This window comes from Pseudomonas batumici, assembly GCF_000820515.1.
GTDB classification, from domain to species: domain Bacteria; phylum Pseudomonadota; class Gammaproteobacteria; order Pseudomonadales; family Pseudomonadaceae; genus Aquipseudomonas; species Aquipseudomonas batumici.
The window spans coordinates 1-11,769 of record NZ_JXDG01000011.1 but is presented as its reverse complement, the minus strand read 5'-3'; the positions used below and the strand labels follow the sequence as shown (position 1 = coordinate 11,769).

The window sequence follows — 11,769 nt, the reverse complement described above, 5'->3', positions numbered from 1 at the left end:
AGCGGATACGCTGGGAGCTAATGTGGGCGCAACCCGGGGGAGGCAGCTACTGTCAGAAATGACAGTTTTTTAGTGATTAACGAAATAAGCAAAAACCAAATGGGGCATATCCCGGCGGCCCCAGGGCAACAGCCCGAACATGTAACTAACTATTTCCGACCAAGACCCAGCGAAAAGCGACCTGCCTCTTGCACCCTCGCACCTCGCTTAGCGTCAGTAATCCATTGAATTTACGTAAAAATATCTATTCAAGTCGCCCAGCCAAGAAAGTGATATCACTTTGACACCCGTTATTTCTGACAGGTTACATTGGATCACATTTGCCGTTGAATACCCGGACACTGAAACCGGGCGGCAGGATATCGAGCATGAAAGGGACGAATACAGTCATCGAAATAAAGACTCGACAAGCGTTCAGGGCGGAATTGGGCAGCCTGGAGGTGCCCTTGATCCGTCCACGGCCTACCGTGGTGCTGGTCTACAAACGCGACTGCCCACCCTGCGAGAAGCTCAAGCCGCTGCTCGGCGCCCTGGCCGCGGGACCTTACCGGGATCGGGTGGCCTTCTATCAGATCAGCTATCCGATCTTCAAACTGTTCCAGCCGGAGATCAGGATCGAAGGCGTCCCTGCGTTGTTTTTCCTCGATGCCCATGGTCCCCAGACCCACATGTACGGCACACAGAAGGACGAGTTGAAACAGGGCCTCGATACGCTCCTTTTTGTCTCGAACGGGGTATTCTCGGAGGTCTTCGACTCTCAGACACCTTAAGGATGTGCCATGCCCGTTGCCCTGATCACCGGATGTTCCAGCGGCATCGGCCGCGCGTTGGCGGATGTGTTCAAACAAGCGGGTTACGAGGTCTGGGCCTCGGCGCGCAGGACCGAGGATGTGGCGGCGCTGGCTACGGCCGGGTTCACCGCCGTGCAACTGGACGTCAATGATGGCGAAGCCCTCCAGGTCCTGGGCGAACGCCTCAACATGCACTGCGGCGGTCTCGATGTGCTGATCAACAACGCCGGCTACGGCGCCATGGGTCCGCTGCTCGACGGCGGCGTCGAGGCCATGCGCCGGCAATTCGAAACCAATGTGTTCGCCCTCGTCGGGGTAACCCGGGCGATGCTGCCACTGTTGCGTCGCAGCCAAGGCCTGGTGGTGAATATCGGCAGTGTGTCCGGGGTGCTGGTCACGCCGTTCGCCGGGGCTTATTGCGCCTCCAAGGCAGCGGTGCATGCCTTGAGCGATGCCCTGCGCATGGAATTGGCGCCGTTGGGCATCCGGGTGATGGAAGTGCAGCCCGGGGCGATAGACACCAGCTTCGCGAAAAACGCCGGGCATGAAGCCGAACAGCTGATTGGCGAACAATCGCCCTGGTGGCCGCTGCGCGAAGGGATTCGGGCGCGGGCCAATGCCTCGCAGAACCATCCGACCTCCGCCGCCCGCTTTGCCAGCGACTTGCTCAAGGCGACTCGGCAGGCCCGGCCTCCGCGTCTGTTACGCCTGGGCAATGGCTCTCGGCTATTGCCTTTGATGGCAGGCTGGCTGCCCAAGGGCCTGCTGGAAAAGCTCCTGATGAAGCGCTTCGGTTTGAGCGCTCGCCTGTAGCGACCGGGCGGCATACACGGTTACTGTAGATACCGTCTTGACCCTCATCGCGCAAGCGCGATGTTTGGGTCAAACGGTATGCCTGATTTGAGCACTCCGTAGACCAGATGTAACAGCTTGCGCATTGCTGCACAGATGATCTGTTTAGGGGCCTTTCCTTTGGCTTTCAGGCGCTCGCTCAGTGCCCTGACCGCCGGGTTCCATCTCATCGCCACCATCGCAGGCATGTACATTCCGGTCCGTAGGCTGGCCGAGCCGGTCTTGGATATCGGCGTCGGACCAACGTAGTTACCTGATTGGTCTATCAATGGATTCAGGCCTGCAAATGCCACAACAGCGCGAGGGCCACTGTAGTCCAGAGGGTCGCCCAGTTCGGCGAGGATCAAGGCGGCGCTCGTTTCACCCAACCCGTCGATGGACACGATCAAATCACGCTTCTGACGTAGGTCAGGATCGTCATCAATGTTGTCTTTGATGGCCTTCTGAGTCGCGGCAATCTCACTTTTCACGTGATTGATCACGGACAGGATCGAGGCTTGGACGTTGGCTTGGGCGACGTCCAGGCGGTTGGTCTCCATTTGCAGGATTTCCTGGAGATCCTCCAGTCGCCGGACTAAAGCCCTTAAACGACGGCGAGCAGGCAGTTCTGGTACCCAGGCTCTGAGTTTGTGCTGCTTCTGCTGGGCATAGGCGGCGATCAGTTTGGCATCGGCTTTGTCGGTTTTGACCCGACGCAAATCCTCCTTGCCGAACGCATGAATGACGGCAGGGTTAACGATGCAAACTCGATAACCTTTTGCATGCAGGAAGTCTGCGAGAGCCTCGTGATAGGTGCCGGTAGCCTCCATGACGACCCAGGCTTGCGGATCGGCATGTTTCTCCAGCCAGGCCTCGACCTCGCTGAAGCCTGAAGCGTTATTGGGCAGCTTGGCCTTCGTACGGAACTTGCCGTTGTCCAACGGCGTAGCGATGTCGAAGGTGTTTTTGGCTGTGTCGATACCCACGAAAGCGGACATGGTCTTCTCCCTGAAATCCGAAAAGATCACCACTGCACTCGGTTCTGCCTTGCCAATACGTGCTCACGCCGAAGCGGGCCACTAGATACCGTTCGAACTTGCTGAGTGAGTGTGGAAGGCCGGAGCACGTATCTATAATGCGGGCTCGAGGCCCTAGGAGCTGGACGGCTTCTCGGTCTTCCCTCGATGATCAGTCGAGAACTATCGCCTCTGACGAGGCGTTAGTCGAGATACAAGGAGCTGGCTTGCCAGCGATAACGATGGTGAATTCACCGCCGTCATCGCCAGCAAGCCGGCTCCTACAGGTTCCGCACACCCGGGGCCGATTGTGCAAAATGAACACCCTACACGAGCGGATCGCGCTTTCAAGACACGATATTGCATCCGGATGTCAGTGAGAGACCGCCCCGGCATACGCCTGACAAGCTTTCAAGGCGATCAGGGCGCGGTCGCCGTCGTCGGTGATGGCGATAATTCGTTGAGCATGCGCCGGGTCAAGTCGGGCTCTTGTGGCTGCATGAACCACACCGCTGGCGGCGGCGGTGGCTGGCACGTTGCAACCACTGGCGGGATCGTTGCCGTCGAGGAGGACTGACAGCCGCAGATCAGCAGTGGCAAGGCGATCGCGCAGGCGAGCCTGATCCTGTTGGACATCGTTCAGCTCCTTTGAATGGGTTTGGTCGCTGCTCTGGAGCCGTTGCTCCAGGGCCAGGCGTTGGTCCTGCTCGGCCCGCTGTTGCGCGGCCGCGGCGAGGGAAAGTTGGTTGAGCGTGTCGGCCTGCAACCGGGCTTGATGCTCCAGCTGCAGACCGTAACGCCAGTCCTGGATATGCCAGGCGATCGTCGCCGCACCACCGGCCAACAAGGCCAGCAGTGCGACGACAACACCCAGGCGCCAAGGCGCCGGGATCAGGTCGAGGAGGCGCATAGCACCGCCCTCGCCCGTGCCCAGAGTTGCAGTCGATCCTCGAGGCCGTTCAGGCCGCCGTTGATCTTGCGGGTGATGCTGTTGAACTGGTCGGCATCGGCCAGTTCGTTCAACCCTTGCTGCTCCCAGAACCAGGCTGCCGACTCGGCAGCCCATTGCGGTTGTTCCAGCAGCTCCGGTTGCTGCAACAAGCGTTCGTCGCCAAACAGCCCGAGGCTGCATTGGAGATAGTTGTCGCGACCGGTGATCTGGATCAGCCCGCGACCGCGATAGTTCCAGCCGTCGCCAGACGATTCATCGCCGTTCCCCATACGCGATGCGTAGACGATGTTCGCGATCTGCTCCGGCTGCCGGGCGACCTGCGCGGCCAGGTCCGGAGTAAACCGGCTGGGCCAGGTGGCGACCAGGGCCTGCGCGCCATAGTTCAGGTTCTCGACCACCGACTGCAGTTGGCCTGACTCGTGACCGGCTTGCGCCAGGAACGCAGCAACGCGCTGTGCGGTGACGATCTGGTAATCATTCATCGCTGTGTTGAGCGCAGGAACAAAAACGCCCGCTTGGGCGCGGGCGTTGGGCATGATCGTCAAGAGCTGAGAAAGTGTTATTGCCATGGATACCACCCTTTTACACGAACCGACTCGATTGAGGCTGGAGCTCTCTGCACGCTACACGCCATACTTAGAAACCCAGACAGGTGCCAAAGGCCGATTATCCCTCACCGGAAAACCGGTAGATTGCGGCCAGTTCCTCAGGGCCTGGAGGTAAGTCAAAAGCTCGGTAAACTCCGAATCGAAAAGTGTAGTTTTTCCTTTCAAGAGTATTTCGTCCTGATGACGCTCTCCCAACCACTTGACCCTGAGAATCTCAGCATCCCGCCAAGCTCTTTCTGTCGACTCAAGAGACATGGTATCAGCCGGCATTGGAGTGCCGCCGGAAAGTAGCCACGCCTCATAGTCATCCCAAAACCTATGCCCCCGAGGAACAATAGCGCCGTCATCAACACGAATGACAACCTCTGCATTATTCGTCAACTTATACATCATAGCTCCTCCTTATAGCTCCGCATCGGCCGATGCATGAATATAATATGCCTGAGACCGGACCCCGACATCATTATTATATATAACGCAACCACCCGTACCGATGTAGTTTACACCGGCATTAGCTGTTGAAGTGGCATTGTCCCCACTACGCCACTGCCCGACAGGGCCATTTCCATAAGGGGTATAAAGTTTAACGCTTGGGTTTATACGCTTTTCAACCTTAAACCGCCAGTTTACCGAAGGTTGGGAAAACGGCCCCGTTTGACCGCCATACACCAAACTCGAAAGCATCCCATTGGCACCCGCCCCATCGGCAGGCGCCACGGAAACGTCCAATGTTTTCTCAAAATAACGCTGACAGTCCTCAAGTTCCCTGACAACAGATTTATATTCATACTCTGTCGCTACCGAGCCGATTTCAAGCTGTACCGCCGCCAACTCGATCGTATGAGTCATCGCAGCGCTACTGATCAAAATAAATTCCAGACAGTCGTTCCCGGCCGTCCCTTTGGTTTTCCCAAGAATAGACGGCAAGGTCAAAGTCACGGAGATTTTTTGATAAGTACTTCCAACATTAATATTTGTCTGCGTATCAACATCCGCGCTCCCTCCAGTGCTAGCCCCGAAGTTCTGGCGCAATGCAACTGTCAACGTTTGCGGAACGGAGGATTTAACATAAAAAGATGCGGTAACCGTCTTACCGGCTCCGGTTTCGACATTCTCAATTCGCTGACGTATATTCGCACCCGCTACAGCGCCGGTGTGGGTAACACTGAGGGCCATCCTGGACTCATTAGGGCTGGCGCCCGGTGCAAAGGTTACCTTTGACCACTGCGACGATATACCTTGCGGTACAAAAACTTGCCAGCGATCCGGTCCGAATCCACTAGCGACACTGCTGGTGCCCGATACAAGGCCCGATTCACCACGCTGCCAGATATCAAAACTCCCGTTAATAATCCTGTTTTTCCGATAAACCTGTACAGGAAACGGTTGGATATCTTGAAAGGGAACGATCAACGAGCCATTGACGACACGTCCATATTGATCAACGTTGACCGAGTTATAGGTATTCGCCACCGCTCCTACAACCCTCGAAATGGAGATGATCGCCTGCTTGAGTTGATCACTCCGGCTTTCATCAGGAACGATATTGGCGGCCTTGATGACATTCAAAACCTCATCGGTAACCGAATTGCCCCACTCAGCCGGAATCAACGACCCCGGTGTTCCATTCACCGGGTTCTCATCGACAAACTGTCCGTTCACCAGCCCAACGCTGGGCACACTCTTTGGATAATCCACGTTTCTATCCTCTAGTCATAATTGATGTGCACGAGCGTGTGGGCCGGTGCACTGCGATGTATCAGGCATTCCAAGGCACTGCCGGGGTTGGCGCCGAAACGCTCTCCCCAATAGCTCGCGCCGAAACGCCGGCCCATGAGCAGTCGGCCACCGGTGTTGAGCGTCCACATGAACTGCGCCTGCCAAGTACCGAAACGCGCCTTGCCGAACCGTGCCCAGCCCATACGCGGGGCCTGCAGTTCTGTCACGCTGGCATTTGGATAACCTTGGCTGCGAGCGATATCAAGGAAGTAGCCGATACTCTGGTCGCCCACCGCCAGCAACCGCCGACGCACCGCCAAGCGGCGATCGTCGAACAATGGACTGGGGCCCAGGCACGGGTCGGGCAGGTTCATCACCCGCTCCCAGTCCGGCACCAGCTCACTGACCGTTACCGGGTCCACTTCGTTGATCAGATCCACCGCCCGGGCATCGATCCGTGCCAGTTCCTGGGCGATCCCCAACAGCACCTGCTGGATTTCCGGCACCTGCTCCGGGTCCCAGGCCGGGCCCGCCGGCATCAGGCTGCGCAACTGCTCCTGGTATTGCGCGGCGGTTCTTACTCCAGCCATACGCAACCTCCGAAGGTCAGCAACTGATTGGTGGCTGCCGGCACATCGGCGGATGGCGAGACCAGCAGATGATCCTGCTCACCGCTGGCACTGCTGATGGACTCGGCGATATGGGTCAGCAACAGCGTTTCACCCAGGCCGCCCTCGCGATCATGCAGGTCCCGCAACTCGGCCTCCACGGCTGCTCGGGTGGCAGTGGTGTCCGGGATCAGGCGCAAGGTGTAGGTCACCGGGACCAACACCGGCGCCAGTACATGCAACTCGGCGGTCACCGGGCGTAACGGGTCGATATAGGCCTGGACCAACGCCAGTTGCCCGGCATCGGGCAGCGGCACCGGATCGTCGTCGCGCATCACGAACAAGCCGACGGTACCCGGGCCCAGGTAACTGCCACGACACCAGGCCCGGGTAATCCCCGAACACTCCAGTGCCCAGGTTTCGTAGTCGGCTGCCGAACCGCCATTCGGAATAATGCGATAGGAACGAATCACCCGAGCCCGCAGCGATTCGACGCTTTCTGCCGCGACGCCACCGCTCAAGCCTGGATCCAGCACCGTGAAGGTATTGCCGATCCCCTGCACCGGCTGTACCGGAAACAGGGTCAAACCGGCATCGGCGTTGCCCAGGCTGCCGGCATCCAGCGCCTGGATCTGCGCAGTATTCGTCCCGCTGTTGGTAGCACCACCAAGCGTCACGGTGTAGCTGCGCCCGTCACTGGTCTGCAGCAGGGTACCGGCATCGAGCAGCGCCCCCGCCGCAGCGGTATAACTGACGCTGCCGCTAGCCGCCTGCGCCGCCTTGCGGGGTTGATGCAGGCGCAACGCGGCAATGCGCTCCAGGGTGGTTTCATCGGCGGTGTCGGGGAGGATCTGCTCGGCGATCCAGTCGAGGTAACCGTAGAGGCCGAAGGCCGTACCGCCCAGGGTGCGGGCCAGGACCTGTGCATCGGACTGGCGCAGCGCATCGCCGGCCAGGTCGCCTTGGGTGCGATTGATCAGCACCGGCAGCGAAGGAGTTTCAAACGGCATAAGTCACCTGCCAACTGTGGTTCGGGTTGATATCCAGGCGCTCGCCACTGGCCAGGGTCAGAACCGTGCGCAGGTTCAGTCGCTGGGCGTCGAGCCGTTCGGTTTGAATCTCGATGGCGCTGCAATGGCCGTCGTCGAGCAGCCATTGCAAGGCTTCGCGGGCATAGAACTCGGCGTCGAGCTGGGTCTGCGCGGTGAGCTTGACCCGCCGCAACAGCCACAACCGCGAGCCGATACGGTCGTCGGTCACCGAGGGAAAACTATCGCCCCACCAGCCAAAACGCTCATCGTCATCGAGGCGGTCATCGGCGTTGGCGCGACGCCAGGTAAACAGGCTGATCAGAACCGAGCGAGTCAGCGCCGTCTTGAGGTCGTTGGACACGAACATCAGGCACCTCCCGTCGGCGCGCCGGTCTGGCCGTTGCCCGGCTGGATGCCGCCGTGTACATGCTTCATCTGGCTGATGCCGCCAGCTATCTGGTCGCCCTGGGAGACGATCTTGCCGGTCTGGGTCAGGGTCGGGCTGTCGATGTTCACCGCGCTGCTGGCGCGGATGTTCAGGGTGCCGGTTTCGATATCGATGATCCGGCCACGCTTGAAGTGGATCTTGTCGCCTTCGTCGGTGTAGAGGGCGATTTCGCCGGGGGCGAGGTTCTGCAAGCGGTAGCGACGGTCGGCGACCACCAGGACGATAGCGTGGGAACGGTCGCCGCCGAGAAAAGTGGCGATGCCTTCGGCGCCGGCCAACGGGTTGCTGGTGAAGCCGTAGGGCTCGAAGTGCTCCATGTCGTCGTTCACTTCTCCGGCGGTCAGGCGCATTTGCAGCGATTGCAGTTTGTTGGCCGAGTTGGCGAGCACGACAGTGCCGCGCGCCAGCAGGCGTGTCAGTAGGCTCATGGGGATTCCTTGGGCAAGCGGGGGTGATTACTTCGTAGCCTTTGCAGGCGCTGGGGTCGCATCGAAGACTGTCGGTGGCGCCACTTCCAGGGTGGTGATCGAACCCTTGTCGGATAACGACCAGGTCACCTTGGAGATGAGCATGTCCTGGTCCACGTCCAGCACCGGATCCTTCACCCGCACGGTCAGGTTGTGTCGCCACAGGTCACCGTTGGACTGTCGCCAGCCCTGCACGGTGTAGGTGGTCGTCAGGGCCCTGGCGCTGCGCGTCGCCCGCTCCCAGTCAGCCCGTTGCTGGGCCAGCTCCGGAGTGATCTGCGCGCTCAGGCTGATCACCGTGACGCGCTTGCGATCCGGATTGGTCTCGCTGGATACCCCGGACACTTCGCTCACAGCGCTGCCACTTTTCTGGTCGCTACCCTTGTGCTGGCCAATCACCCGGTACTCGGAGAACACCTTGCTGTAGTCCCTCGCCGTATTGGCCGAAAGAATGTTCTTGCCCAGTTCCAGCACATCAGTGGCCCGCCCTGCGCTTCCGGGCTTGGCGAGTACCAGGTTGCCGGCCGCATCATCGGTGGAGAACACCCGATACAACGTCAGCAACCGATCGATGGACTTGAACACCGTCTCACCCGGCACGATGCTGTGGGTTTGCAGTTTGGTGGTTTCCGGGATCTCGCTACGCACGTTGACCTGGTAGGGCTTGGCCAGCGCCTCGACGATCTTCAGCAGGCTCTGTTCTCGCCATTGGCCCGGCTGGTTGACGGCCGCACAATCCACCAGGTCCCGGGTCAGCGAACTGCCCTCGACGGTCAGGCTGATCTGATTGCCGTCATAGCTGATAGGCGCCTTGTACACGTAACCGGTCAGGACCTGGTCGCAGCCGATCAAGACCGAACAACGAGCGCCGGCCTTGATCGGCACGGCCAGGGTCTGCCCCGGCCATTTCCAGGTGATACCGAGCTTGAAGGTGCGGAACTGACGCTCGAGATCGGCACTGATCTCGATAGTCTTCCAGCCCTCATAACTCAGGCCGTCAACCAGCAGGACGACGGCATTGTCGATGTCATTCATGGCTTACTCCCGGGATATCTGCACCGGCGCCGGCGGTATGAAACCGGGGTGCGAAATCCGGTTGCGCTGCACCACTTCCCCTACCCGCGTGGCATCACCGAAGTTCTGGTAGGCCACGACCAGTGCCGGCAGGTTGCTCTTGGGAATCAGATCAATCAGCCGCACCCCGGTGGAGGCCACCGCGTTGAGATGCTGCGTTAGCGCCTGACGAACGGTACTGAGCGCCTGGTAATGCAGCGCATCAGCCTTGAGCGCCGCCTGCCAGATCACCTCGTTGAGGTTGTCACGCAGCGCCAGCACATCGTCGACCACCGGCACATCGGCCCGTTGCACCGGCTGCTGGGCTTGTTGGGCCAGTGACGGTGTGGTCGTCAGTTTCACCGCTGGCGTCGCCACCGGTATCATTGACACAAGCTGGGAGATCTGGACCAGCAAGGCATCCTGGATCAGGTTCACCGTGGCCTGTGAGGCCGCGGCGGAGTCCTTGCCAATGGTCAGTTTTGACGTGTCGAGGGACTTGGCGTCCTCGACCTGTTTCGAGAGGTCGGCCAGCATTCCGTGATAGCCCTGGACGGCAAAGTCTTTCAAGCCCCGAACTTCGCCCACAACGCTCTTGACTTCGCCCACCAATCCCTTGAACTCGCCCAGCACGCCTTTGACCGCGGCACTCACTTGCTTGGGGAACTCCTTGATCGTGCGAACCAGGGCGTAAACGTTCGCGTACGTCTCGATTAACGGCTGCAACTCCTGTTCGATCACGTGATACGCCAAGGTAATCCCCTTGCGCAGGTTTTCCAGGCCGATCCGCGCCTGGTTGATCTGCGACATCGCCCCATCGAAACGCGCCACCGAAGAATCGAGCAAGTTGTCCGACGCCACCTGCAATTGCTCCTGGGTGTTGACGACGGCCTTGGGGAACTGCAGCGGTTCGTCCGGGTAGAACTTCAAGTTGAAGGTCACCAGCCCGCCGTCCTTGCGGGTCTGGGTCATGTCGCAGGCACCGACCTTGACCTGCATCCGTCCTAGCCACGGGTGGACCAGTTCGCCACTGCCCTCCTCCAGCGCCTTGAGCAGTTCGTCACGCTGTTCAAGACAATCGGCGCCGACAATAAATGCCATCAGATCATGGATCTTCGCCTGCTGGCCGAGGCCTTCGAAGAACGGTTGGTCGCGCTGGGGGTATTCATGCAACTGGCCTTTCTGGCCGACCGGGGTTTTCGCCTGGTCGACCCAGAACGGCACGCCGCGAAACGACGCCGGCAACAAACGATCACGCCAGTTAGTCGCCATAAGCACCTCCGAGAGAAAGCGAGCGATAACCGACGCGAGGCGTCAGGTCCAGGCCCGGTTGGTTGGTTTGGGATTGCTCGACGCGCAGACCCGGCGGTGCATCCTTGAAGCTCACGACCAAGCCACCTTCGAGTTGCGTGCGGTTGTTGGCGGCGGTTTGCTGGACCAGGGCGTTGGCGTTGCTCGTCAGACCGGAGTCCGTACTGGTCGAGGAGTCCCCCCAGTTCCAGAAAGAAGAACCACCGCCATTGGCCGCCTTGGCATTCGTGGCCTCTTGTTGCTGCGCCAGTCCATCGACCTTGCCGGTGACCTGGGCGACAAAGTTACCGAAACCGCCACTGAACAATTCCTTGATCGGCGCGATAAGGGTTTGCAACTTGCTCCACCAGCCAGCGAACCAGGTGACAATCGGGTCCCAGTTCTTGATGATCATCCCCAGCGGCGACCAGTCGAACATCGTCTGGAAAAAGTCCATGACTGGTGTCGCCAGGCTTCGCAATACATCCCACAAGGCAGAAAAGACTTCGCTGATGGGCTGCCAGTTGGCAACGATCTGCTCGACCGGAGACCACTCGAACAACCTTTGGAAGAAGTCCTTGAGCAACTGTGCGGGGTCTTGCAGGGCTGCCCAGATCGTGTCGAAGTAAGCGCCGATAGCGCTCCAGTTATTGATGATCAGCCCCAGCGGCGACCAGTCGAACAGCACCTTGAAAAAGTCCACTACCGGTGCGGCCGTCGCTTTGAGCGTGTCCCAGAGCCCCTCGAAAAATGCGCTGATCGCTCCCCAGTTATTGATGATCAGCCCTAGCGGTGACCAATCGAAGACCGCCTTGAGAAAGTCCACTACCGGTGCGGTCGCCGCTTTGAGCGTGTCCCAGAGCCCCTCGAAAAATGCGCCGATCGTCCCCCAGTTATTGATGATCAGCCCCAGCGGCGACCAGTCGAACAGCGCCTTGAAAAAGTCCACTACCGG

The 11,769-nt window shown here is 59.5% G+C and carries 14 protein-coding genes; 2 read left to right on the top strand and 12 right to left on the bottom strand.

The features are described 5' to 3' along the window. Positions 1-368: 368 nt before the first annotated feature. A complete protein-coding gene (locus tag UCMB321_RS05300) occupies positions 369-770 on the top strand; it encodes a thioredoxin domain-containing protein (RefSeq protein WP_040064437.1) in 402 nt (133 codons plus the stop codon). 9 nt (positions 771-779) lie between these two features. Continuing rightward, a complete protein-coding gene (locus UCMB321_RS05295; RefSeq protein ID WP_040064435.1) occupies positions 780-1,604 on the top strand; it encodes an SDR family oxidoreductase in 825 nt (274 codons plus the stop codon). A gap of 44 nt (positions 1,605-1,648) precedes the next feature. On the opposite strand, the gene UCMB321_RS05290 is transcribed toward UCMB321_RS05295, so the two are convergent. The 12 genes from UCMB321_RS05290 to UCMB321_RS30995 all read right to left on the bottom strand — a co-directional run. Further along, the gene (locus UCMB321_RS05290; protein WP_040063012.1) at positions 1,649-2,620 is read right to left on the bottom strand and encodes an IS110 family RNA-guided transposase; all 972 of its coding nucleotides are present in this window, start codon (positions 2,618-2,620) and stop codon (positions 1,649-1,651) included. Between the two features lie 391 nt (positions 2,621-3,011). Further along, the gene (locus UCMB321_RS05285; RefSeq protein ID WP_040064432.1) at positions 3,012-3,548 is read right to left on the bottom strand and encodes a lysis system spanin subunit; all 537 of its coding nucleotides are present in this window, start codon (positions 3,546-3,548) and stop codon (positions 3,012-3,014) included. Next, a complete protein-coding gene (locus UCMB321_RS05280) occupies positions 3,530-4,159 on the bottom strand; it encodes a glycoside hydrolase family 19 protein (protein WP_040064430.1) in 630 nt (209 codons plus the stop codon). Before UCMB321_RS05280 ends, UCMB321_RS05285 begins: the two co-directional genes overlap by 19 nt. 54 nt (positions 4,160-4,213) lie before the next feature. Beyond that, positions 4,214-4,588 carry a phage tail assembly chaperone gene (locus UCMB321_RS05275; protein WP_245220721.1) on the bottom strand — a complete coding sequence of 125 codons (375 nt, stop codon included), beginning with the start codon at positions 4,586-4,588 and terminating at the stop codon, positions 4,214-4,216. 12 nt (positions 4,589-4,600) lie between these two features. After that, positions 4,601-5,896, bottom strand: coding sequence for a hypothetical protein (locus UCMB321_RS31315; protein WP_040064424.1), 1,296 nt, complete (start codon positions 5,894-5,896; stop codon positions 4,601-4,603). Between the two features lie 11 nt (positions 5,897-5,907). Further along, a complete protein-coding gene (locus tag UCMB321_RS05265; RefSeq protein WP_040064422.1) occupies positions 5,908-6,507 on the bottom strand; it encodes a YmfQ family protein in 600 nt (199 codons plus the stop codon). Further along, positions 6,495-7,535, bottom strand: a complete 1,041-nt coding sequence (locus UCMB321_RS05260; RefSeq protein WP_040064420.1) for a baseplate J/gp47 family protein — start codon at positions 7,533-7,535, stop codon at positions 6,495-6,497. The genes UCMB321_RS05265 and UCMB321_RS05260 overlap by 13 nt, the downstream gene beginning before the upstream one ends. After that, entirely contained in the window at positions 7,525-7,923 is a 399-nt protein-coding gene (locus UCMB321_RS05255) for a phage GP46 family protein (protein WP_040064416.1), read from the bottom strand. Before UCMB321_RS05255 ends, UCMB321_RS05260 begins: the two co-directional genes overlap by 11 nt. Further along, the gene (locus UCMB321_RS05250) at positions 7,923-8,432 is read right to left on the bottom strand and encodes a phage baseplate assembly protein V (RefSeq protein ID WP_040064414.1); all 510 of its coding nucleotides are present in this window, start codon (positions 8,430-8,432) and stop codon (positions 7,923-7,925) included. Before UCMB321_RS05250 ends, UCMB321_RS05255 begins: the two co-directional genes overlap by 1 nt. Before the next feature lie 27 nt (positions 8,433-8,459). Then, positions 8,460-9,506, bottom strand: coding sequence for a phage baseplate assembly protein (locus UCMB321_RS05245; RefSeq protein WP_040064413.1), 1,047 nt, complete (start codon positions 9,504-9,506; stop codon positions 8,460-8,462). A gap of 3 nt (positions 9,507-9,509) precedes the next feature. Next, a complete protein-coding gene (locus UCMB321_RS05240; RefSeq protein ID WP_040064411.1) occupies positions 9,510-10,796 on the bottom strand; it encodes a DNA circularization protein in 1,287 nt (428 codons plus the stop codon). Continuing rightward, positions 10,786-11,769: phage tail protein (locus UCMB321_RS30995; RefSeq protein ID WP_040064410.1), on the bottom strand; the 984-nt coding region annotated here is incomplete at its 5' end. The genes UCMB321_RS05240 and UCMB321_RS30995, both read right to left, overlap by 11 nt.